Origin of the sequence: uncultured Leifsonia sp. (assembly GCF_945957465.1) — a bacterium.
Lineage (GTDB): Bacteria > Actinomycetota > Actinomycetes > Actinomycetales > Microbacteriaceae > Leifsonia.
Genome location: NZ_CAMFLC010000051.1, coordinates 1 through 21,609, shown reverse-complemented (window position 1 = coordinate 21,609; position 21,609 = coordinate 1). Strand labels below are relative to the sequence as shown.

Below are 21,609 nucleotides of genomic sequence, written 5' to 3'. Positions count from 1 at the left end.
GTCATGAACGGCGAGGTGCTCATCGTCGACGAGCACACCGGCCGCATCCTGGTCGGCCGTCGCTACAACGAGGGCATCCACCAGGCGATCGAGGCCAAGGAGGGCGTCGAGGTCAAGGCCGAGAACCAGACGCTCGCCACGGTCACCCTGCAGAACTACTTCCGCCTCTACAAGAAGCTGTCCGGCATGACCGGTACCGCCGAGACCGAGGCGGCCGAGTTCATGAGCACCTACAAGCTCGGCGTCGTGGCCATCCCGACGAACAAGCCGATGCAGCGCAAAGACCAGCCCGACCTCGTCTACAAGAACGAGAAGGCCAAGTTCGACCAGGTGGTCGAAGACATCGTCAAGCGCCACGAGAAGGGCCAGCCGGTCCTGGTCGGCACGACGAGCGTCGAGAAGAGCGAGTACCTCTCGCGCCTGCTCGCCAAGAAGGGCGTGCGCCACGAGGTCCTGAACGCGAAGAACCACGCGCGCGAGGCCGCGATCGTGGCGCAGGCCGGGCGTCTGGGCTCCGTGACGGTGGCCACCAACATGGCCGGTCGTGGAACCGACGTCATGCTCGGTGGCAACGCCGAGTTCATCGCCGTGGCCGAGATGAACGCACGCGGGCTGTCGCCGGTCGAGACGCCGGAGGAGTATGAGGCGGCCTGGGAGGAGGTCTTCACCGAGGTCAAAGCGAAGGTCGCCGAGGAGGCCGAGAAGGTCATCGAGGCCGGCGGCCTGTACGTGCTCGGCACCGAGCGCCACGAGTCCCGCCGCATCGACAACCAGCTGCGCGGTCGTTCCGGCCGCCAGGGCGACCCGGGCGAGAGCCGTTTCTACTTGTCGCTCACCGACGACCTGATGCGACTGTTCAACGCAGGAGCAGCCGAGAGCCTGATGGGCCGCACCAGCGTCCCCGACGACATGGCGATCGAGTCGAAGGTGGTCAGCCGCGCCATCCGCAGCGCGCAGTCGCAGGTCGAGGCGCGCAACGCCGAGATCCGCAAGAACGTGCTCAAGTACGACGACGTCCTCAACCGCCAGCGCGAGGCCATCTACAGCGACCGGCGGCACATCCTCGAGGGCGACGATCTGCACGAGCGCGTCCAGAAGTTCCTCACCGATGTGATCGACGACATCCTCGACCAGCACACCGGCGAGGGCAGCGGCGACGACTGGGACTTCGACGCGCTCTGGGCCGAGCTCAAGACGCTCTACCCGGTCGGCGTCTCGATCGACGAGGTCATCGCCGAGGCCGGCAACAAGGGCCGCATCAACCGCGACTTCATGCGCCGCGAGATCATGTCGGACGCCCAGATCGCCTACCAGAAGCGCGAGGAGTCCCTCGGGTCGCCGGCGATGCGCGAGCTGGAGCGCCGCGTCGTCCTGTCGGTGATCGACCGCCGCTGGCGCGACCACCTCTACGAGATGGACTACCTGAAGGACGGAATCGGCCTGCGCGCGATGGCGCAGCGCGACCCGCTGGTCGAGTACCAGCGCGAGGGTTACGCGATGTTCCAGCAGATGATGGGCGCGATCCGCGAGGAGACCGTCGGCTTCCTGTTCAACCTCGAGGTCGAGGTCAACCAGGCTCCCGACGAGGTCGCGGCTCCGGCCGTGGCGGCGAAGGGACTCGCCCGCGGCGAGTCCGCCGATGCGCGGCTCAGCTACTCGGCGCCCGGCGAGCAGGGCGAGGTCGAGGTGCGCAACCAGCGCGGCCAGATCGAGAAGGCGGCGACGGATCGCGCCCAGCGCGCTCAGCGCCAGTCGGCGCCTGCCGCTCCGCCGGCCCAGGCGTCGAACCAGCGTGGCGCCTTCGGCCAGCGGGTGGAGGAGTCGGACGACGCTCCCGTGAACCGTGCGGAGCGCCGGGCGCAGGCCAAGAAGCGCTGAACGGGTCGCTGAGCGCGTAGCGCTGAACACCCTCCGTCACACGGCGGGGCGGCCTCCCGGCTGCCCCGCCGTGTGCGTCTACAGGACGCTGATCGCGGTCGCTCTCCACCGGTTCCTGTGTCGTTCGAGCCGCAGGGCGACGGCACGCGAGCGCGCCGGCTGGTGGATCATCACGACCGCGTCGACGATCGTCTCGCCGAGGTGGTTGATCATCGGCTCTCCGACCCGCACACGCGGGCGGCGGGCGTCGTCGCCCGTGACCTCCCGCGAGCGCGAGGCGATGACCGTGCGGCGCAGGAGCTGGACGTAGACCGAATCGCTCACCCAACGGCCCAATTGGTCGAGGGGCCGGGCTCCCGCGAGGATCTCGATGACGCACAGTGCCAGCTTGGCGCTGAGCAGGCCCGGGTCGTCGTCGGCGCCCGTGGTCAGCCGCAGCTCGGGGTCTGGGTCCTGCTGCACCACGCTGAGGGGAGGACGGCCGGGAAGCCGCCGTGTGGCCGGCGGCCGGCGTGTGGGGCGGAGGGCGCTCGTGTCGTGGGAGTCGCGCTGGCCGAAGTCGTCACGGGGTTCGTGCTCGCGGAGTCCGTTCCCGCGCAGCTCATCGCGGCCGAGGACAGGAGTCAGGAGTGCGTTCATTCCGATGGTGCTCGATTCTTCTGTTCGACGCGTTCGTCGATTTCCTGTCTCACACTCAAGCAGCGCGATTCGTGAGGGTCCAGGGCATCAACGCGGGTGTGGACAACTCGTTCCACTGATCCTGCTCAGGTCGAGTCGTCCGCCGTGCGTTCGCGCGGGAGGCCGCCGTCACCGGGGCGTGACGCCGTCTGTCTATAGTGGGGGAGTGTCGACGCTCAGTGATCTCGTCCATGCCCAAGGTCGTTCCTCCGAGGCGGACGTCGAGTGGCTTCATTCGCTCGTCGGCGACTGGCAACTCCTGGCCGACCTGGCGTTCGCGGACATCGTGCTCTGGGTCCCCACGACCGACGACGATTTCGTCGCGGTGGCGCACGCCCGACCGTCGAGCGCGGCGACGCTCTTCTACCGCGACTTCGTCGGCCAGCGGATCAAGCCGGAGTGGCGGCAGCAGGTCACGGACGCCTACCGGACGAAAGAGATCATCGATACGTCCGCTCCGGACTGGTACGAAGAGACGCCGACGCGCGTGCGCGCCGTGCCGGTGATCCGCCGGCTCACGGTGCACTCACCGGAGACCGCGCCCGAACCGGTGGCGGTGATCACGCGGCACACCAACCTCAGCGAGGCGCGCACACCGAGCCGACAGGAACTGACGTTCAACGATTGCGCGAACGACCTGTTCAACATGATCGCCACGGGCGACTTCCCCGACCTGGGCGCTCCGGCCGCGCCCCGGCGCGGCCAGCCGCGCGCGGCGGACGGCCTCATCCGCCTGGACGTCGACGGCGTCACCACGTTTGCCAGCCCCAATGCCCTGAGCGCCTTCAACCGCATGGGCTTCACGGGTGAGTTGGAGGGCGAGTCGCTCGCCACGGTGACCACCGGTCTCCTCGCCGGCACGATCATCGTCGACGAGTCGCTCCCACTGGTGGTGACCGGGCGCGCGCCGTGGCGCACCGACATCGAGGCCCGCGGAGTCACGGTCTCCCTCCGGGCGATCCCGATCCGCAACCGGGGCGAGCGCGTCGGTGCGATCGTTCTGTGCCGCGACGTATCCGAGCAGCGGCACCAGGAGCGCGAGCTGATCACCAAGGATGCGACGATCCGCGAGATCCACCATCGCGTCAAGAACAACCTCCAGACCGTGGCGTCGCTGTTGCGCATCCAGGCGCGCCGCACGCACTCGGAGGAGGCGAGGGAGGCGCTGAGTCAGGCCATGCGGCGGGTCGCGGCGATCGCGGTCGTGCACGACACGCTCTCGACGGGCCTCGCGCAGATCGTCGACTTCGACGATGTCTTCGACCGGGTGCTCCTGCTGGTGGCGGAGGTCGCAGCCAGCCACACGACGACGGTGCACCCCAAGAAGTCGGGCACGTTCGGCTCGCTGCCGAGCGAGTACGCCACGCCCCTCGCCCTCGCACTGACCGAACTGGTGACGAACGCGGTGGAGCACGGCTTGGCCGGCCGTGAGGGACAGGTCGAGATCGTTGCGAACCGCACCGCGGAGTCGCTCACGGTCAAGGTCGTGGACAACGGGTCCGGCCTCCCCGAGGGCAAGGTCGGCTCCGGGCTCGGCACCCAGATCGTGCGCACCCTGATCCAGGGCGAGCTCGGGGGCGCGATCGATTGGCACACGATGATGGGTCAGGGCACCGAGGTGACCATCGAGGTGCCGCTGCGCTACCTGACCACGGTCTGATCCGCGCGAGGCGCAGGCGGTCGCGACGAAAAACGCCGAGGGGGCGCTCCCGGACGATGACGTCTGCTAGGTGTTCGGGAGCACCGCCTCGGCGGCGTGAGGGTGATGCGAAGAGCCTCTGAAGGGGCTCAGGAGGCGCGACGTGCCCGGGCGGCGCGACGCTTGAGCGCACGGCGCTCGTCTTCGGACAGGCCGCCCCAGACTCCGGAGTCCTGGCCGGTCTCGAGGGCGTACTGGAGGCAGATCTCCGTCACGGTGCAGCGAGCGCAGACCGCCTTTGCCTTGTCGATCTGATCGACCGCGGGGCCCGTGTTTCCTACCGGGAAGAACAGCTCGGGGTCCGCGGTCAGGCAGGCGGCTTTGTCGCGCCAATCCATGAAGATATGCTCCTTGTTTGCTGGATGTTTCCTGGCCCGAGGGGCCTAGAATGCAGGTAAGCAGCCGCGTTACAGGGTTCTTCAGATCCATGGGGAATGAGACCTGCCCACCACCCTGTGAGCACTAACTCGGCCTCCAATATGCTCCCATAGCGGTTAATCCGAATCAATAGTTTTGTATGGGATAACGCTGTGAACACACACTCGAAACGTCTGGATGCTATAGTGCCCGATCCGTCAGCGCCTGCCCCCGACAGCACGCCTGCCCCCGCGAGGCCGCCGCTTCTCGTCGTCCTCGCCGTCATCGTGGCGCTGGAGGCGCTGCTGGTGACCGGGCTCGCGCTCTGGCTGCTGTTCGAGCTTCTGACGCAGAGGCCCCAGTCGTACACCACCGCTGTCGCGATCACCGTGCTCGTCGCGCTGGGAGCCGTCTGGGTCATCGCGACGCTCGTCGGCCTGCTTCGGCTGCACGCCTGGGCGCGGGCGTCGATCGTGACCATCCAGATCCTGATGATCGCGGTCGCGGTGGGCAGCTTCCAGGGCCTCGTGGCGCGGCCCGACGTGGGCTGGGCGCTCCTCGTCCCCGCGGTGGTCGCGGGCGTGCTCGCCCTGGCGCCGTCGGTCGTGCGCGCGACCGCGCGGTCGGACGCCCGCAACACGGAGACACACGAATAGGTCGACGCGGGAACAAGGCCGAGACTCGTTCTGTTATGCCCGGTATCGTGACTGAGACCTCCACCGCCCTCGCCTCCCCGTCCGCTGTCGAGACCGCGAAGGCCGGCTACGCCGAGTGGCGAGCCTGGCGCCTCGGATCCGTGGCTTCGCCGACCGGCAACCTCGCCCTCATCGAGACCCGCTGGCTGCCCGACGGCGATGAGACCACCCCCGACCAGGCGCTGGCGGGTCGACGGGCGACCGTGACCGCGACGGTACTGACCCGGCGCAACCTCGAGACGGGCGCGCCCGAGCGCGGTATCCGCCTGTGGGACGCCGACTCTCCGGCGATCCGGGCGTTCGAGACGATCGAGGCCTTCCCGTTCGACCCGTCGTGGGTCATCGAGGCGACCTTCACCCCGGTCGACGGCGACCGCACGATCCCGTTCGAGCACATCCGCGACAACGGCCTCACGCGGGAGCTGGTCGTCCCCGGCGACATCACGTTCGAGAGGGACGGCGTCGACTACACGCTGAGCGCGTTCGACGACGACGGCACGCTGCTGCTCGTCTTCGGCGACCCCACCAACGGCGACGAGGGCCCCGAAGGCACTTACGCCTCCGGCCGCTTCCTCTTCGTGACCCGCGAGGGCGACCGCGCCGTGCTCGACTTCAACCGCGCCTTCGTGCCGCCCTGCGGGTTCTCGGACCAGTACAACTGTCCGCTGCCCCCGCGGAACAACCGCTTCGCCGTACCCGTGACCGCGGGCGAGAAGCGCGTCGTCCTGCGCGACGGCGCCGCCCACTGAGCCCCTTCCCCTCCTCCCCTTCCTTCCGCACTCCCCACTGCACAGGAGAACTCTGTTGAGAAAGACCCCCCTGCTCGCCACGCTCGCCATCGGCATCGCCGCGGCCCTCACGCTCGCCGGCTGCTCCGGCGCATCGTCGTCCTCGTCCGGCGCGGACGCGTCGATCGCCATCGGCTCGCTCTACGAGCCGGTCAACCTGGACAACACCGCCGGCGGTGGCCAGGGCGTCACCGAGGCGCTGAACGGCAACGTCTACGAGGGGCTGTTCAAGCTCACCGACGACGGCAAGGTCGAGCCGTTGCTGGCGACGAAATACACGACCAGCGCCGACGGCCTCACCTACACCTTCACGCTCCGCGACGGGGTGAAGTTCCACTCCGGAAAGCCGTTGACCAGCGCATCGGTCAAGTCGAGCATCGAGCGCGTGCTCGCCGGCGACTCGCAGTCGGCACGCAAGTCGCAGCTGGCGGTCATCTCCGGCATCCAGACGCCGGATGACAAGACCGTCGTGATCTCGCTGAAGTCGCGGTCGATCTCGCTGCCGTACAACCTCAGCTACGTGTGGATCTACGGCCCCGGCACCACGAACTACAAGACGGCGGAGGACGGCACCGGCCCGTACACGCTCGGCACCTGGAAGCGCGGGAGCTCGCTGAGCCTCGAGCGCTGGAACGGCTACTGGGGCGACAAGGCGAAGAACAAGGAGGTCGTCTACGACTACTTCACCGACGCCAGCGCCCTCTCCAACGCCCTGCTGACCGATCAGGTCGACATCGTCACCAGCATCCAGAGCCCTGACTCGCTGAGCCAGTTCGAGGGCAACAAGAGCTTCACCATCAGCAACGGACATTCGACGACCAAGGAGCTCCTGGCCTTCAACGACAAGGTCGCCCCCTTCGACAAGACCGAGGTCCGCAAGGCGGTCTACTCGGCGATCGACACCAAGAAGCTGCTCAGCTCGATCTGGGGCAAGTACGGCACGCTCATCGGCTCGATGGTGCCGCCGAGCGACCCCTGGTACGAGGACCTCACCACGGTGAACCCCTACGACGTCTCGCTGGCCAAGAAGGAGCTGGCGGAGGCCGGGTACCCGAACGGCTTCTCGTTCACGCTCGACACCCCGACCTACGACCCGCACCCCGCCGTCGCCGAATTCCTGAAGACGGAGCTCGCCAAGGTCGGCATCACCGTGGACATCAACTCCATCTCGGCCGACCAGTGGTACACCAAGGTGTTCAAGAACCACGACTTCGTCGCAACGCTGCAGGAGCACGTCAACGACCGCGACGTCGTCTGGTACGGCAACCCCGACTTCTATTGGGGCTACGACAACCCGCAGGTCACCACCTGGGTGAACGAAGCCGAGCAGGCATCGACCACGGCGGAGCAGACGGCCAAGCTCAAGCTGGTCAACGAGCAGATCGCGAAGGATGCCGCCAGCGCGTGGCTGTACCTGTACCCGCAGATCGTCGTGGCGTCGAGCTCGGTGAGCGGGTACCCGGTGAACGGGCTCAACTCGCAGTTCTACGCGTACGACATCGTCAAGAAGTAATCCACACCAGCGCGGCCTGCCGCGTTCTCCACCGATGCTCGGGGAGGCCGGAACCGGTCTCCCCGAGCATCTACGCTGAGAAGATCATGACCTCCTACCTCGTCCGCCGCACAGCGTTCCTGCTGGTGTCGCTGCTGCTCGCGATGGTGGTGCTCTTCTTCCTGCTGCGCGTGCTCCCGGGCGATCCGGCCAACGCGCTGCTGTCGGCGAGTGCGACGCCCGAGCAGATCAAGGCGGCGCAGGAGCAGGTCGGCAGCAACCTCCCGCTGCCCGAGCAGTTCGCCGACTGGTTCGGCTCGCTGCTCACGCTCAACCTGGGGCAGTCGTTCATCACCTCCCTGCCGGTCGGCCCCGAGATCGCGTCCCGGCTGGCGGTGACCGTACCGCTCACGCTGCTGTCGTTCGTGCTGGCGCTCGTGCTGGCCCTCCCGATCGGCTTCGTGGCCGCGTGGAAGGCCGACCGCTGGTACGGCCTGGTGCTCTCCGCGTTCTCGCAGCTGGGCATTGCGGTGCCGGTGTTCTGGGTGGGCATCCTGCTGGTCGACGCGTTCGCGATCGACCTGAGATGGTTCCCGTCCGGGGGCTTCCCCCGCGACGACTGGGCCGATCCCGCGGCCGCATTTCAGTCGCTGGCGCTGCCGGTCATCACCATCGCCATCGTGATGAGCGCGTCCATCGCGCGCTATGTGCGCAGCGCGACGCTCGACGTCATCGGCAGCGACTACCTCCGCAATGCGCGCGCGCTCGGTTCCGGGTTCGGACGTGCCATGTGGAGGCACGGTCTGCGCAACGGGGCTGTCCCGATCATCTCCATCCTCGGCATCGAGCTCGCCACGACCTTCCTCGGCGCGGTGGTGGTCGAGAGCGTCTACACGCTGCCGGGCCTCGGCAGCATGCTGCTCAAGGCGATCGAGCAGCACGACTACCCCGACATCCAGGGCATCCTTTTCGTCTCCACGCTGCTCGTGCTCATCGTCGGTTTCCTCGCCGACATCGCCCAGCGCCTCATCGACCCGCGTCTGCGGCAGAGTATCTCGGGCAACCGGTGAGCGCGGTCGTCGAGCAGGCGGCGCAGACGGCGCCGGATCCGGGGCAGCGGGCGAGACGGCGTGCGCGCAGATCGGTCACGCTCGGGGTGGGCCTCACCCTGGTCGGTCTCGTCGTGCTGGTCGCCGCCGTGTCGTTCGTGTGGCTGCCGTACGCGCAGGGCGACACGTCCGGAGGCCGGCTCGCGCCTCCCGACGGCGCTCACTGGCTCGGCACCGACCGGTTCGGTCGCGACCTGACCACGCAGCTGATGATCGGCGCCCGCATCGCGCTGGCCGTCGGAGTCGGCGCCGTGGTGATCGGCGCGCTCATCGGCGTCACCGTCGGGATGCTGGCCGCCTTCGCCGGCCGGTGGCTCGACGACACGATCTCGGCGGTGCTCGACATCATCATCGCGTTCCCCGTGCTGCTGCTGGCGATGCTGATCGTCGCGGCGCAGGGGGCATCGCTCGGCACGGCCATCCTCGCGATCGGCCTGGCGATGTCGGCCGTCGTCGCCCGACTGACGCGCGTGCTGGCCAAGCGCGTGCTCGCGCAGCAGTTCGTCACCGCCGCCCGCACGTCGGGAACGTCGTGGGCCGGTATCGTGGGCCGTCACGTCCTCCCGAACATCTGGCCCACGCTGGGCGTGAACCTCGCCCTCCAGTTCGGCGTGGCCGTGCTCGCGGAAGCGAGCCTGTCGTACCTCGGCCTCGGCGCTCCGCCGCCGAACGCCTCCTGGGGGCGGCTGCTCCAGGAAGCTCAGGGCACCGTCGCCGTCGCCCCCGTCGGCGCGATCGCGCCCGGTGTCGCCCTGGTCGTCCTGGTCGTGGGAGTGAACCTGGTGGCCGACGGTCTGCGCGATGTCGCGGACCCGACCCGGAGGAGGGCGCGATGATCCTCGACGTGCGGGAGCTCGGCGTCACGGCCCGCGACGGATCGCAGCTGGTCGAGGCCGTCTCTTTCCGTCTCGACGCCGGCGAGCGGCTGAGTCTGATCGGCGAGTCCGGGTCGGGCAAATCGCTGACCTCGTTCGCCATCACCGGGCTCCTTCCGGACGGGCTCACCGCGACCGGCAGCGTGCAGCTGGCCGGGACCGAGGTCGTCGGTACGAAAGAGCGTTCGCTGGTTGCGCTCCGCGGACGGATCGCCTCCACCGTCTTCCAGGAACCGCTGACCGCGCTCGACCCGCTCATGAGGCTCGGAGCCCAGGTCGCGGAGCCGCTGCGGCGACATCTCGGTCTGCGGGGGAGCGCCCTCCGAGACGCGGTCCACGTCGCGCTCGACGAGGTGCGACTGCCCGACCCGGAGCGGATCGCCCGCGCGTATCCGCACGAGATCTCGGGAGGGCAGCGCCAGCGCGTGGCCATCGCGGCGGCGCTCGCGTGTCGCCCGCAGCTTCTGATCGCGGACGAGCCGACGACCGCCCTCGACGTGACCGTCCAGGCCGAAATCCTCGCCCTCCTCGACTCGCTCGTCGAGGAACGCGGCATGGCGCTGCTCTTCGTGAGCCACGATCTCGCCGTGGTGTCGAAGCTCACCGAGCGCGCTCTGGTGCTGCGCGGGGGACGCGTCGTCGAAGACAACACGATCGAGCGCATCCTGACCGCGCCGGCCGATCCCTACACCGCCGAGCTCGTCCGGAGCGCCCGCGAGCTCGACGCCGCCCTGGAGGTGCCGTGACCGCCGTCCTCGAACTCCGCGACGTCGGCTTCCGCTATCGTCGTGCCGCCGCAGCCGCGCTGGACGGTGTCTCGTTCGCCGTCGAAGCGGGCCGAAGCATCGGCCTCGTGGGGGAGTCCGGCGCGGGCAAGACCACCGTGCTCTCGTTGCTCCTGGGCCTGGCGTCGCCGACGTCGGGCGCAGTGCTCTTCGACGGTGCACCGCTCGACCGACGCGATCGCGCCGTGATGCGCGTGTTCCGGCGCAGTGTGCAGACGGTCTTCCAAGACCCGTACTCATCGCTCGACCCTCGGCAGAGCATCGGCCGGATCATCGGCGAGCCGCTCGCGTCCCTCCGGATCGCCTCCGGAGCCGATGCCCGCGATCGCGTGGCGGACGCACTCCGCGCGGTGGCGCTGCCCGCCGACGCGGCCGACCGCTACCCGCACGAGTTCTCCGGCGGCCAGCGCCAGCGCATCGCCATCGCCCGCGCGATCGTGTCGCGCCCGCGGGTGCTGCTGGCCGACGAACCGGTGAGCGCCCTCGACGTCACGACCCGTATCCAGATCATCGAGCTGCTCGGGAGCCTGGCCTCCGCCGACGGGATGACGATCGTGATGGTCTCGCACGATCTCAGCGTGGTCGCGTCGCTGTGCGAGCAGACCGTCGTGCTCAACGGCGGACGCGTGGTCGAGCAGGGGCGTACCGCCGATGTGCTCGGCTCGCCGGCCGATCCGTACACGCAACGGCTCCTCGCGTCGGTTCCGCGACTGCCGGCCTGAGGCGGGTTTGCCGACGCAGCCGCTGAGCCGGTGTCAGCTGCCTTCGGAGGCGCCGCGCAGCAGCAGGTCGAGTGTGAAGTCGAACCGTTCGTGCCCGCGACCCGAGGTCAGCGCGTCGGCGTGGGCCACGGTGTTCGGGAAGAGACCGGCCGGCAGCATCCGCAGCCGTCCGACCAGTTCGCCCGCGTCGCGTGTCGGTTCCCCGTCGCGCTCCTCCGCCTGCTGCCGCAGCGACTGCTCCAGGCTGTAGGCGCTCACGTAGAGGAACGCGGCGTCGTGGATGACGAGGCGGCGTATTCTCCGCCGCCTCGGCGGTCCGTACCCCGCTTCGCGCCGTCTCGCGGCGCAGGGAGTTGGGGCTAATCCAGACCGAGCTTTTTGCGGAGGGAGGCTACGTGGCCGGTGGCCTTCACGTTGTACAGGGGGAGGCGCACGCTCCCGTCCGGGTTCAGGACGAAGGTGGAGCGGATGACGCCGGTGACCGTCTTGCCGTAGAGCTTCTTCTCGCCGTAGGCGCCGTAGGCGGTGTGGACAGCGAGGTCCTCGTCCGACAGCAGCGGGAAGTTGAGCCGCTCCTGCTCCTGGAACTCCTTGTTCTTTGCGGGGGCGTCCTTGGAGATTCCGATCACCTTGTACCCGCTGGACGCGAGGGAGTTGAGGTTGTCGCGGAAGTCGCAGGCCTCGGTGGTGCAGCCCGGCGTCATCGCCGCCGGATAGAAGTAGACGATCACGTTGTCGCCGGCATAGTCGGAGAGCGAGACGGGGGTGCCGTCCTGGTCGGCGAGTGTGAACGCGGGTGCGGGCTGTCCAGCCTCAAGTCGAACCTCAGTCATGCGTCCATTCTGCCTCGCACTGCGAGTCCGGATCGCCGAGGGGCGGCCGAGGGGCGGCCGAAGGGCGCCCAAACGCCCTCAAATAGCGGATTTGAGGGCCTTTAGACGCCCCTCGGCGGTCGGCACTCGCCCCTCGTGCGCCCCTCGGCGGTCGGCACTCGCCCCTCGTACGCCCCTTGGCGGTCGGCACGCGCCCTCGGCGGTCGGCACGCGCCCTCGTCGGCCCTCAAGACGCGAAGGTGGCGAGGAGGCGCTGCAGCGAATCGAGGCGCGCGCGGCCGGTCTCGCCGAGCCGGCCCTCGTCGACGGCCTCGATGATGGCGCAATCGGGTGCGTCGGGCAGGTGGGTGCACCCACGGGGGCAGTCCTCGGCGATCGCAGCCAGGTCGGTGAACGCCTTGAGGATGCTTGCGGTGTCCACGTGGCCCAGCCCGAACGAGCGCACTCCGGGAGTGTCGATCACCCAGCCGTGCTCCGCGCCGCTCTTCACCCGCAACGACACCGTGGAGGACGACGTGTGGCGCCCTCGGCCGGTCACCTCGTTGACGTGCCCGGTGGCGCGTCCGGCGCCCGGCACGATCGCGTTGACGAGCGTCGACTTGCCCACCCCCGAGTGGCCGACCACGACCGTGTCGTGGCCGATCAGGGCGGCGGTGATCTCGTCGACGGGGATGTGGTCCTCCCGGCTGGTGAACACCGGCAGGTCGAGTCCGGCGAAGTTGTGCAGGAACGGCGCCGGATCGGCGAGGTCGATCTTGGTGACGCACAGCATCGGTTCGATGCCCGCGTCGTACGCGGCCACCAGGTACCGGTCCACCAGCCGCGTGCGGGGTTCGGGATTGGCGGCCGCGACCACGATGAGCATCTGGTCGGCGTTCGCGACGATCACGCGCTCCACCTCGTCGGTGTCGTCCGCGCTCCGTCGCAGCAGCGTCGTCCGCGGCTCGATGCGCACGATGCGGGCGAGGGTGCCCTCGTCGCCCGAGGTGTCGCCCACGACGGCGACGCGGTCGCCTGTCACGATCGGCTTGCGCCGCAGCTCGCTGGCGCGCGCCGCTACGACCTGCCGCTCGTCGTCGGTGTCCTCGTCGAGCAGCACCGTGTACCGGCCGCGATCCACCCCGAGGACCCGAGCGATCTCCGCTCCGGCGTGCTCCGGCCGCTGCTTCGACCGTGGACGATTGCCCTTGGGATTGGGCCGGCTGCGGATGGTCGACTCGTCGTAGAGGTCGTACTCGTCGTCCTCGTCGTCGTCATCCGACCACCACGACATCTAGGCCGCCGTGCCCGTCTCGAGCATGCGCGCCCACAGCTGCGGGAACTGCGGGAGCGTCTTGGCGGTGGTGGCGATGTTCTCGATCTCGACTCCCGGCACCACCAGGCCGAGGATCGCGCCGGCCGTCGCCATCCGGTGGTCCTCGTAGCTCCGCCAGGCGCCGCCGTGCAGGGTGCGCGGCTCGATGCGCAGGCCGTCCTCGAGCTCGGTCACCGCACCGCCGAGCCTGTTGATCTCGGCGGCCAGCGCTGCCAACCGGTCGGTCTCGTGGTGGCGGATGTGCCCGATGCCGGTGATCTCGCTCGGACCGTCGGCCAGCGCAGCGATGGCGACGATCGCCGGTGCGAGCTCGCCTCCGGTGGTGAGGTCGAGCTGTACGGCCGCGATGCGCTCGGGCCCGGAGACCGTGAGCCGGTCGCCGTCGCGCGTCACGGTCGCACCGAACAGCGGAAGCAGATCGGCCAGGTCGGCGCCGACCTGCGTCGTCGTCTCGGGCCAGCCGGAGACGGTCACCGTGCCGCCCGTGACGACCGCGGCCGCGAGGAACGGCGCGGCGTTCGAGAGGTCGGGTTCGATGTCGACCTCCCGGGCCACGATCGTGCCGGGTTTCACGACCCAGCGCCCGACCTCCGGCGACTCGACCGTCACACCGCGGGCGGCCAGCGCCGCGACCGTCATCTCGATGTGGGGGAGGCTCGGGAGGCGCTCGCCGGAGTGGGTCAGGTCGAGGCCGCCCTCGAATCGGCTGGCCGAGAGCAGCAGGGCGCTGACGAACTGGCTGGAGCTGGAGGCGTCGATCTCGATGGCGCCGCCGGCGACCGTCCCCGTTCCGTGGACCGTGAACGGGAGGGCGCCGCGACCGTCGTCGTTCACGTCGACGCCGAGCGCGCGCAGCGCGGCGATGATCGTGCCCATCGGCCGCCCGCGGGCGGAGTCGTCGGCGTCGAACATCGTCGGGCCGAGCGCGAGTCCGGCGACCGGCGGCACGAACCGCATCACCGTTCCGGCCTGGCCGCACTCGATCGTGGTGCTGCCGAGCAGTTCCTCGGCCGGAGTGATCAGGAGGTCGGCGCCGAATTCGCCGGCGCCCGGCTGCTCGACGATCGAGACCCCGAGCGCGCGCAGCGCCTCCACCATATTGGCCGTGTCGCGCGAGTGCAGCGGAGCGCGGAGCAGTGAGGGGCCGTCGGCGAGGGCCGAGAGCACGAGCTCGCGAGCCGTCAGCGACTTGGATCCGGGCAGCGAAACGGAGGCCGTCACCGGGCCGTCGGCGACCGGCGCGGGCCACAGCGTGTTCGGCTCGTCGACGCGGTTGTCGCCGTACGGATCGAAGTCGGGGGCGGAATATTTCGAGATCAGCATTGTTGTCAAGGTTATCCGTGATCGAGCCCGAAGGAAGGATCAGCACGTGCCCGCAGCGACCGCTGTCCTCGACGCACCACGCACCCGCGTGCGCGCTTCGTCGGCGACCCGGCCCCAGCGCCGGATCGCTCGGAGCCGGGCGCAACTAGACTGGCCCCTGATGAGCACCGAAACCGAGGACAAGGGCGCGCTGTTCGAAGAGCAGGCGCTGCCCTTCATGGACCAGCTCTACGCGGCCGCCCTCCGCATGACCAGGAACCCGGCGGATGCGCAAGACCTGGTGCAGGAGACGTATGTCAAGGCGTACGCCGCGTTCGCCCAGTTCCAGCAGGGCACCAACCTCAAGGCGTGGCTCTACCGCATCCTCACCAACACGTTCATCAACACCTATCGCAAGAAGCAGCGCGAGCCGTATCAGGGAACGATCGACGAACTCGAGGACTGGCAGCTCGGAGGTGCGGAGTCGACCACCGCGTCCTCCAGCCGCTCGGCCGAGGCGGAGGCGATCGACCACCTGCCCGACAGTGCCGTCAAGGACGCGCTCCAGGCCATTCCGGAGGACTTCCGGCTGGCCGTCTATCTCGCCGATGTCGAGGGATTCTCCTACCAGGAGATCGCCGACATCATGAAGACCCCGATCGGCACCGTCATGAGCCGCCTGCACCGTGGGCGACGGATGCTCCGGGAGCTTCTGACCGACTACGCGCACGAGCGCGGGCTCTCGGCGGTCCAGAGCCCGGACGTGCAGACCACCAGGAGAACGAAATGACCGACTGCGGCTGTGAGAAGGCGAAGGCCGAACTCGAGGAGTACCTGCGCAACGAGCTCTGCAACGAGGATGCTGCGGACGTTCGCGAGCACCTCGCCAACTGCGACGGCTGCTCGAGCGAAGCACACCTGAACGTCGTGCTCACCGAGGTGGTGCAGCGGGCGTGCAAAGAGACCGCGCCCGAGACGCTGCGCGCCGAAGTGCTGCTGCGCATCCGGTCGTTCCAGGCGTCCGTGCACTGATCCCGCGCGAACATTCGTGACGAATCCCGGGATTCGTGCCACGAATCTCGACATTCGTCACGAATCCCGGGGTCAGGCGATGGAGCCGGGCACCTCGTGCACGAAGAACAGGCCGCCGAGGGGATCGGTGACCTGGGCGAACCGCCCGAACTCGCTGTCCCACGGGTCGCGCACCACGGTGCCGCCCAGTTCCACGACGCGACGTGCCGCGTCTGCGGCGTTCTGCACGCCGAAATAGACCACCCAGTGCGAGGGCACCCCGGGCGGCAGCATGCCGTCGGCGTCGAACACGCCGCCGCTGGGGGAGTCCGGGTCGCCGAACGTCTCGTAGCGGAAGTCCGCGGTGTCGCCGAGGACCGTGGTGGTCCAGCCGAAGACGCGCTTGTAGAACTCCACCTGGGCCGCGTAGTCGCGAGCGTACAGCTCGTGCCAGGAGAGGCCTCCCGGCTCGGCGGCGAGCTCGAAGCCGCGATGCTGCTCCGGCTCCCACAGGCCGATCACCGCGTGGCCCGGGTCGGCTGCGACCGCCAGCCTGCCCTGGTCGCCCACCGTCATGGTCGGTGAGAGCACCTGGCCGCCGGCGTTCGTGACGGCTCTCTCGGCCGCATCGGCGTCTTCGACGAGCAGGTAGGTGAGCCACGAGTCGGGCTGCGCCCCCTCCATGGCGTCGCCCATGCCTGCGACGAGACGGCCGTCGCGGCGGAACGTCACGTACCCGCCGTACTCGCCGCCGCCGGTCTCCGCGGTCCACCCGAAGAGGGCGGTGTAGAACTCCTGGGCGCGCGGGAGGTCGGAGGCCGCGTAGTCGACCCAGCAGGGCTCCCCGAGGCGGTGATTCGTCAGGACGGTCATGCGCTCACGCTACGCCGCTGCCGCCCCGAGGCGACACCCCCGGGTCTGCTTCCTCGGCGGGCAGCAGCAGCGCGGCGATGAGCCCGATCGCGCCCAGCGCCGCCACCACGGCCATGGCCACGCCGTAGGCGGCGCCGCCCGCGTCGATGTTCGCGACCAGGATGGTGCCGGCGATCGCGGTGCCGAAGGTCGACCCCAGGTTCGACACCGAGCGCGACAGCCCGGAGATCTCGCCCTGGACGGCCTCCGGGAACGCCGACTGCACGACGTTCACCGACGGGGTGAGCATCAACCCGAGACCGGCGCCGATGAGGAACAGCCCAGGGACGAACGGCCAGCCTCCGGTCGTCCCCGCGGCCAGCCAGATCAGGAGCACGACGCCAGGGACGCACAGCACGAATCCCGTGACGATCAGGGACTTCTGTGCGAACCGCTTGGCGAGACGGCCCGCGAGCAGCGAGGTCAGCAGAAGCCCGACCGTCGCCGCCGTGAAGATCACGCCCGTCTCGATCGCGTTGTAGCCGCGCACGACCTGCAGGTACGCCGACACCGTGAACGAGGTCCCCATCAGGATCACCCACTGCAGGTTCTGGGTGATCAGCGCCAGATTCGACAAGCGCCCGCGGAACAGCGCCGTCGACAGCAGCGGCGCCTTGCCGACGCGCTCCCGACGGCGCACCCAGAGGAAGAACCCGACCAGGATCGCGATGCCCAGCAGGACGAGGACGACCATCAACGGCACGCTCGTGTCGGCGGCGAGGATGCCCATGACGAGGACGAACAGCCCGAGAGCGGAGAGGATCGCGCCCACGGTGTCGAAGGGGCGCTTCGGGTCCGGAGCCACTGGGTCGGTCAGGTTACGGCTCAGCAGGAGGATCACCGCGATCACGAGGGCCTGGAACACGAACGCGGCCCGCCAGCTGATCCCGGTGGTGATGAGTCCGCCGATCAGCGGTCCCGCGGCCGCGCCGACACCGCCCATGCCGCTGATGATGCCGAACGCCAGCGCCCGGCTCGGGATGTCGGGAAGGTGGATCGTGGTGAGGATGTAGACCGGCGGGATCAGCATCGCCGTCCCGAGCCCCTCCAGCAGGGAATTGCCGAGGATGACCGCCCAGAGCCCCGGTGCGAAGGCCGTGATCAGCGCACCGGCGCCGTAGACCACCAGACCGATCACGAAGCTCCGCTTGCGCCCGATGTTGTCGGTCAGCTTGCCCATCGGGATCATCAGGGCGGCCATCGTGAGCAGGAAGAGGGTGATGCTGAGCTGGATGCCCTCGACCGAGGTGTTCAGGTCGTGCGACATGTCGTTGATCATGACGTTCATGTTCGAGCCCGCGAAGCTGCAGATGAACTGCGCCAGCGCGAGCGGCGCGATGATGCGACGGATGGTCGAACGCGATGCCTCTGCGGTGATTCCGGTCATGTCGGCTCCCGGGTCGGTCTCGGTGGGAGAGTACTGCGGCCGGTCGCGGTCGTGCAATCGGGTTGCCGCGAGCGGGCGACCGGCGTTATCGTGCGGCCGTCCGGCGCCGTCACCGGGCACCGAGGAGCACGTCATGACCGCACCGTTCCGTGGCCGAATCGACCTCGACATCCGTGAATCGAAACCGGACTGGGCTCCCTTCGAACCGCCGAAGGCGCCGGACGGGTCGCCCAACGTCGTCCTCATCGTGCTCGACGACGTCGGCTTCTCGGCCATGAGCTGCTACGGCGGCCCGATCGACACCCCCAACATCGACCGGCTGGCCGATTCCGGGGTCCGCTTCACGCAGTGGCACACCACAGCCCTGTGCTCGCCCACCCGAAGCGCACTCCTCACCGGACGCAACCACACGCGCAATTCGATGGCCTGCATTACCGAGGCGGCCACCGGCTTCCCGAACGCCAGCGGAACGATCCCGCAGGAGAACGGGATGATCTCCCAGATCCTCGCCGAGCGCGGCTGGAACACGTACATCGTGGGCAAGTGGCACCTGTGCCCGTCCGACGAGATGAACCTGGCGTCCACCCGACGCAATTGGCCGACCGGTCGCGGATTCGAGCGCTTCTACGGCTTCCTCGGTGCCGAGACGAACCAGTGGTATCCCGATCTGGTCTACGACAACCATCCCGTCGATCAGCCGGCATCGCCCGAAGAGGGTTACCACCTCACGGTCGACCTCACCGACAAGGCCATCGAGTTCATCGGCGACGCCAAGGCGCTCGCACCCGACAAGCCGTTCTTCCTCTACTACGCGCCGGGCGCCGCGCACGCGCCGCACCACGCCCCGAAGGAGTGGATCGAGAAGTACGCGGGGAAGTTCGACCAGGGCTATGAGAAGATCCGCGAGGAGATCCTGCAACGTCAGGTGGCCCTCGGACTGGTGCCGGAGGGGACAGAGCTGCCTCCGATCAACCCGATCGGAACGCCGCAGACGCGCAGCGGACCAGACGGCACACCGTTCCCGGCGCTCGACGCCACCAAGCCGTGGGACTCGCTCGGCGACGACGAGAAACGGCTCTACGCGCGGATGGCAGAGGTGTACGCGGGATTCCTCTCGCACGCCGACCACCAGATCGGGCGGTTGCTCGACTATCTGGACGAGGCCGGCATCCTCGACGACACCCTGATCATGCTGGTGTCGGACAACGGTGCGAGCGGCGAGGGCGGCCCCGACGGCTCTGTCAACGAGAGCAAGTTCTTCAACGGCATCCCGGACAGCCTGGAGGAGAACCTCGCGATGCTCGACGAGCTCGGGAGTCCCGCGACCTACAACCATTATCCGAACGGCTGGGCGATGGCCTTCAACACGCCGTTCAAGATGTGGAAGCGCTACGACTACAACGGCGGCACGGCGGACCCCTGCATCCTCTCGTGGCCGGCAGTGCTCGGCCACGGCGGCGAGCTGCGGCATCAGTACCATCACGCCGTCGACATCGTGCCGACGATCCTCGACCTGCTCGGCGTGGAGCTGCCCGAGCAGCTCGGAGGGTATGTGCAGTCCCGGATGGACGGCGTGAGCATGCGCTCGGCGGTGGAGGACGCCGATGCGCCGACGGCCCGGCCGACCCAGTTCTACGCGATGCTCGGCTCCCGCTCGATCTGGCACGACGGCTGGAAGGCGGTGTCGAATCACCCGGTGCTCAGCGGGTGGAGCCACTTCAACGACGACACCTGGGAGCTCTACCACACGGACGTCGACCGTTCGGAGGTGCACGATCTCGCCGCAGAGCATCCCGACCGCGTGCGCGAACTGGTCAATCTGTGGTTCGCGGAAGCCGGGGCGAACCAGGCCTTCCCACTCGACGACCGATCGGCGATCGAGATCCTGCTGACGCCGCGACCCGTGCTGACGAGCCCGCGCGATCGCTACGTGTACCGCGTCGGCGGTGCCGAGATCCCCGAATCGCAGGCCGTCAACATCCGCAACCGGTCGTACGCGATCGGCGCCCTGGTCGACCTCCCGCAGCCGGGGGCGCAGGGCGTGCTGTTCGCGCATGGCGCGCGCTTCGGCGGCCACACCCTCTATGTGAAGGACGGCCGGTTGCATTACGTCTACAACTTCGTCGGCAGCCTCGAGCAGCGGATCGACGCGACGGAAGACCTCCCGACCGGGGAGAACCTGATCCTGTCGGCGGCGTTCGAGAAGGATGGCGAGGAAGCGCCGGGCCTGGCCACCGGCATCCTGAGCCTCTATCACGGCGACCGCAAGGTCGGCGAGGGCCGCATCAAAACCCAGCCGGGCTACTTCAGTCTCGCCGGGGAAGGGCTGTGCGTCGGCTACGACGGTGGCGAACCGGTGACCGACGACTACCCGGGTGAGCGCCCCTTCCGGTTCAGCGGCGGCACACTGCACCGCGTGGTCGTCGACGTCAGCGGCGAGCCGTATCTCGACCTGGAGCGCCAGGCCGCTGCGATGCTGGCGCGGGAGTAGCAGGGCTGGCGAGGGAGGCGCGGCGCTGTCGGCCGCTGCGGCTACGGTGGCGGAATGGCCATCGACGATTTCCGTGTCCACGTTCCCGACGACGTCCTCACCGATCTGCGCGACCGGCTCGCCCGCACCCACTATCTGCCGTCGCCGCGGACCGGCTGGCAGGGCGGCCTCGGCGGCGACGAGTTGCGCGAGCTCGTCGACGGGTGGCTGGCGTTCGACTGGAGGGCCGAGGAGCACCGCCTGAACGCGGTCGAGCAGCACACGGCCTCCGTCAACGGCCGCAGGCTGCACTTCGCTCGTGTGCGCGGCACCGGTGACGGACCGCACACGCCGCTGCTCCTGCTGCACGGGTGGCCGAGCGCCTACGTCGAATACCTGCCGCTCGCCGCTCTGCTCAGCGATCGGTTCGATGTCGTCATCCCGTCGCTGCCGGGCTTCGTGTTCTCGGAGGCTCTCGAACCGCCGCTGACCCGGCGTGCGATCGCGGAGGCGCTGCACACCGTGATGACCGACGTGCTCGGTTTCGAACGCTATGCGACGTTCGGCGGCGACATCGGCGGGGGAGCCTCCACCTGGCTCGGCGCCGATCGTCCCGACTCGCTCGTGGGCGTGCAATTGCTCAGCCCGCCGTTCCCCGCCGACGACACCCCGCAGAGCGACGAGGAGCGCGACTTCTTGGCGGCCCTCGACGCCTACGACAGCCTCGACGGAGGCTACAGCGAGATCATGCTCACGCGACCCGACACCATCGCGGCGGCACTGGCCGATTCGCCTGCCGGGCTGCTCGCCTGGATCGCCGACAAATGGCACGACTGGGTCGACCACGACAACGGAGGCTGGGAGCGCGTCGTCGACTCGGGAATCCTGTACACGATCGCCACGCTGTACTGGGTCACCGACAGCATCGGCACGTCGTTCCAGCAGTACTACGACTACGAGCAGAACCCGCCCCGTCCTCCGATCACGGCGCCGCTGGGCGTGTACCTCGCGCGGGAGCCCGGATTCGCGGGCTTCCCGCGGTCGCTCGCCGAGCGAGCGGCGCCCGGGCTGCGCGAGTTCGGGCTCGCGCCCGCCGGAGGTCACTTCGCGGGCTTCGAGCATCCCGAGCTGGCGGCCGAGGCGATCCGCGCGTTCCACTCGCAGCTGAACGCGTAGCGAACGGAGGGCTTGCGGCGCGACGCGCCCGTTGCTCGGCATGAACGGAGGAGTCGCGGCCCGAAGCCCGCCCCCCCGCCGCCCGGTGTCGGGGGGTTGGGGTAAGACGGAGCCGCCCCCCGCTG

The 21,609-nt window shown here is 69.1% G+C and carries 21 protein-coding genes; 13 read left to right on the top strand and 8 right to left on the bottom strand.

Annotation, left to right across the window (positions count from 1 at the left end):
* The coding region (locus Q0Q23_RS16960; protein WP_295126827.1) for a preprotein translocase subunit SecA at positions 1–1,878 on the top strand (1,878 nt) is incomplete at its 5' end.
* A gap of 78 nt (positions 1,879–1,956) precedes the next feature.
* Here Q0Q23_RS16960 and Q0Q23_RS16955 read toward each other — a convergent pair.
* On the bottom strand, positions 1,957–2,517 hold the full coding sequence (locus Q0Q23_RS16955; RefSeq protein WP_295126824.1) for an Rv3235 family protein: 561 nt from the start codon (positions 2,515–2,517) through the stop codon (positions 1,957–1,959).
* A gap of 205 nt (positions 2,518–2,722) precedes the next feature.
* On the opposite strand from Q0Q23_RS16955, the gene Q0Q23_RS16950 reads away from it, so the two are divergent.
* Entirely contained in the window at positions 2,723–4,216 is a 1,494-nt protein-coding gene (locus Q0Q23_RS16950; RefSeq protein WP_295126821.1) for a sensor histidine kinase, read from the top strand.
* 128 nt (positions 4,217–4,344) lie between these two features.
* On the opposite strand, the gene Q0Q23_RS16945 is transcribed toward Q0Q23_RS16950, so the two are convergent.
* On the bottom strand, positions 4,345–4,593 hold the full coding sequence (locus Q0Q23_RS16945) for a WhiB family transcriptional regulator (protein WP_018190103.1): 249 nt from the start codon (positions 4,591–4,593) through the stop codon (positions 4,345–4,347).
* Positions 4,594–4,818: 225 nt separating this feature from the next.
* On the opposite strand from Q0Q23_RS16945, the gene Q0Q23_RS16940 reads away from it, so the two are divergent.
* The 7 genes from Q0Q23_RS16940 (at position 4,819) to Q0Q23_RS16910 (ending at position 11,078) form a co-directional block, all read left to right on the top strand.
* On the top strand, positions 4,819–5,268 hold the full coding sequence (locus tag Q0Q23_RS16940) for a hypothetical protein (protein WP_295126811.1): 450 nt from the start codon (positions 4,819–4,821) through the stop codon (positions 5,266–5,268).
* A 47-nt stretch (positions 5,269–5,315) separates the two neighbouring features.
* Positions 5,316–6,056, top strand: coding sequence for a DUF1684 domain-containing protein (locus tag Q0Q23_RS16935; protein ID WP_295126808.1), 741 nt, complete (start codon positions 5,316–5,318; stop codon positions 6,054–6,056).
* 55 nt (positions 6,057–6,111) lie between these two features.
* The gene (locus tag Q0Q23_RS16930) at positions 6,112–7,608 is read left to right on the top strand and encodes an ABC transporter substrate-binding protein (RefSeq protein WP_295126805.1); all 1,497 of its coding nucleotides are present in this window, start codon (positions 6,112–6,114) and stop codon (positions 7,606–7,608) included.
* An 86-nt stretch (positions 7,609–7,694) separates the two neighbouring features.
* On the top strand, positions 7,695–8,657 hold the full coding sequence (locus Q0Q23_RS16925) for an ABC transporter permease (protein ID WP_295126801.1): 963 nt from the start codon (positions 7,695–7,697) through the stop codon (positions 8,655–8,657).
* Positions 8,654–9,532 carry an ABC transporter permease gene (locus Q0Q23_RS16920; RefSeq protein ID WP_295126799.1) on the top strand — a complete coding sequence of 293 codons (879 nt, stop codon included), beginning with the start codon at positions 8,654–8,656 and terminating at the stop codon, positions 9,530–9,532. Before Q0Q23_RS16925 ends, Q0Q23_RS16920 begins: the two co-directional genes overlap by 4 nt.
* On the top strand, positions 9,529–10,317 hold the full coding sequence (locus Q0Q23_RS16915) for an ABC transporter ATP-binding protein (RefSeq protein ID WP_295126796.1): 789 nt from the start codon (positions 9,529–9,531) through the stop codon (positions 10,315–10,317). The genes Q0Q23_RS16920 and Q0Q23_RS16915 overlap by 4 nt, the downstream gene beginning before the upstream one ends.
* Positions 10,314–11,078, top strand: a complete 765-nt coding sequence (locus tag Q0Q23_RS16910) for an ABC transporter ATP-binding protein (protein WP_295126792.1) — start codon at positions 10,314–10,316, stop codon at positions 11,076–11,078. Before Q0Q23_RS16915 ends, Q0Q23_RS16910 begins: the two co-directional genes overlap by 4 nt.
* A 33-nt stretch (positions 11,079–11,111) precedes the next feature.
* Here the strand turns inward: Q0Q23_RS16910 and Q0Q23_RS16905 are convergent, their stop codons facing one another.
* The 4 genes from Q0Q23_RS16905 to aroA form a co-directional block, all read right to left on the bottom strand.
* Positions 11,112–11,336 (bottom strand): hypothetical protein, encoded by a 225-nt coding sequence (locus tag Q0Q23_RS16905; protein ID WP_295126787.1) that lies wholly within the window; start codon positions 11,334–11,336, stop codon positions 11,112–11,114.
* Positions 11,337–11,437: 101 nt separating this feature from the next.
* Positions 11,438–11,911 carry a thioredoxin-dependent thiol peroxidase gene (gene bcp, locus Q0Q23_RS16900; RefSeq protein ID WP_295126784.1) on the bottom strand — a complete coding sequence of 158 codons (474 nt, stop codon included), beginning with the start codon at positions 11,909–11,911 and terminating at the stop codon, positions 11,438–11,440.
* 226 nt (positions 11,912–12,137) lie between these two features.
* Positions 12,138–13,184, bottom strand: coding sequence for a ribosome small subunit-dependent GTPase A (gene rsgA, locus Q0Q23_RS16895; protein WP_295126782.1), 1,047 nt, complete (start codon positions 13,182–13,184; stop codon positions 12,138–12,140).
* Positions 13,185–14,549, bottom strand: coding sequence for a 3-phosphoshikimate 1-carboxyvinyltransferase (gene aroA, locus Q0Q23_RS16890; RefSeq protein ID WP_295126779.1), 1,365 nt, complete (start codon positions 14,547–14,549; stop codon positions 13,185–13,187).
* A 160-nt stretch (positions 14,550–14,709) separates the two neighbouring features.
* Between aroA and Q0Q23_RS16885 the strand changes: the two genes are divergently transcribed.
* On the top strand, positions 14,710–15,318 hold the full coding sequence (locus Q0Q23_RS16885) for a sigma-70 family RNA polymerase sigma factor (RefSeq protein WP_200935271.1): 609 nt from the start codon (positions 14,710–14,712) through the stop codon (positions 15,316–15,318).
* Positions 15,315–15,560 carry a zf-HC2 domain-containing protein gene (locus Q0Q23_RS16880; RefSeq protein WP_295126775.1) on the top strand — a complete coding sequence of 82 codons (246 nt, stop codon included), beginning with the start codon at positions 15,315–15,317 and terminating at the stop codon, positions 15,558–15,560. The genes Q0Q23_RS16885 and Q0Q23_RS16880 overlap by 4 nt, the downstream gene beginning before the upstream one ends.
* A 72-nt stretch (positions 15,561–15,632) precedes the next feature.
* Here Q0Q23_RS16880 and Q0Q23_RS16875 read toward each other — a convergent pair whose 3' ends face one another.
* Positions 15,633–16,412, bottom strand: a complete 780-nt coding sequence (locus Q0Q23_RS16875) for a VOC family protein (RefSeq protein WP_295126773.1) — start codon at positions 16,410–16,412, stop codon at positions 15,633–15,635.
* Between the two features lie 4 nt (positions 16,413–16,416).
* On the bottom strand, positions 16,417–17,973 hold the full coding sequence (locus tag Q0Q23_RS16870) for an MFS transporter (RefSeq protein ID WP_295126771.1): 1,557 nt from the start codon (positions 17,971–17,973) through the stop codon (positions 16,417–16,419).
* Here Q0Q23_RS16870 and Q0Q23_RS16865 point away from each other — a divergent pair.
* The gene (locus tag Q0Q23_RS16865) at positions 17,972–20,329 is read left to right on the top strand and encodes an arylsulfatase (protein ID WP_295126769.1); all 2,358 of its coding nucleotides are present in this window, start codon (positions 17,972–17,974) and stop codon (positions 20,327–20,329) included. The two genes, Q0Q23_RS16870 and Q0Q23_RS16865, sit on opposite strands and share 2 nt — an antisense overlap.
* A 54-nt stretch (positions 20,330–20,383) precedes the next feature.
* Positions 20,384–21,484, top strand: coding sequence for an epoxide hydrolase family protein (locus Q0Q23_RS16860; RefSeq protein ID WP_295126767.1), 1,101 nt, complete (start codon positions 20,384–20,386; stop codon positions 21,482–21,484).
* The last annotated feature ends 125 nt before the right edge of the window (positions 21,485–21,609 follow it).

What these genes read in the sequence shown, in the direction of transcription:
- Q0Q23_RS16955 (WP_295126824.1), bottom strand. Translation starts at nt 2,517, where the DNA reads ATGAACGCACTCCTGACTCCTGTCCTCGGCCGCGATGAGCTGCGCGGG.
- Q0Q23_RS16945 (WP_018190103.1), bottom strand. Translation starts at nt 4,593, where the DNA reads ATGGATTGGCGCGACAAAGCCGCCTGCCTGACCGCGGACCCCGAGCTG.
- Q0Q23_RS16925 (WP_295126801.1), top strand. Translation starts at nt 7,695, where the DNA reads ATGACCTCCTACCTCGTCCGCCGCACAGCGTTCCTGCTGGTGTCGCTG.
- Q0Q23_RS16915 (WP_295126796.1), top strand. Translation starts at nt 9,529, where the DNA reads ATGATCCTCGACGTGCGGGAGCTCGGCGTCACGGCCCGCGACGGATCG.
- bcp (WP_295126784.1), bottom strand. Translation starts at nt 11,911, where the DNA reads ATGACTGAGGTTCGACTTGAGGCTGGACAGCCCGCACCCGCGTTCACA.
- rsgA (WP_295126782.1), bottom strand. Translation starts at nt 13,184, where the DNA reads ATGTCGTGGTGGTCGGATGACGACGACGAGGACGACGAGTACGACCTC.
- aroA (WP_295126779.1), bottom strand. Translation starts at nt 14,549, where the DNA reads ATGCTGATCTCGAAATATTCCGCCCCCGACTTCGATCCGTACGGCGAC.
- Q0Q23_RS16885 (WP_200935271.1), top strand. Translation starts at nt 14,710, where the DNA reads ATGAGCACCGAAACCGAGGACAAGGGCGCGCTGTTCGAAGAGCAGGCG.
- Q0Q23_RS16880 (WP_295126775.1), top strand. Translation starts at nt 15,315, where the DNA reads ATGACCGACTGCGGCTGTGAGAAGGCGAAGGCCGAACTCGAGGAGTAC.
- Q0Q23_RS16875 (WP_295126773.1), bottom strand. Translation starts at nt 16,412, where the DNA reads ATGACCGTCCTGACGAATCACCGCCTCGGGGAGCCCTGCTGGGTCGAC.
- Q0Q23_RS16865 (WP_295126769.1), top strand. Translation starts at nt 17,972, where the DNA reads ATGACCGCACCGTTCCGTGGCCGAATCGACCTCGACATCCGTGAATCG.
- Q0Q23_RS16870 (WP_295126771.1), bottom strand. Translation starts at nt 17,973, where the DNA reads ATGACGTGCTCCTCGGTGCCCGGTGACGGCGCCGGACGGCCGCACGAT.
- Q0Q23_RS16860 (WP_295126767.1), top strand. Translation starts at nt 20,384, where the DNA reads ATGGCCATCGACGATTTCCGTGTCCACGTTCCCGACGACGTCCTCACC.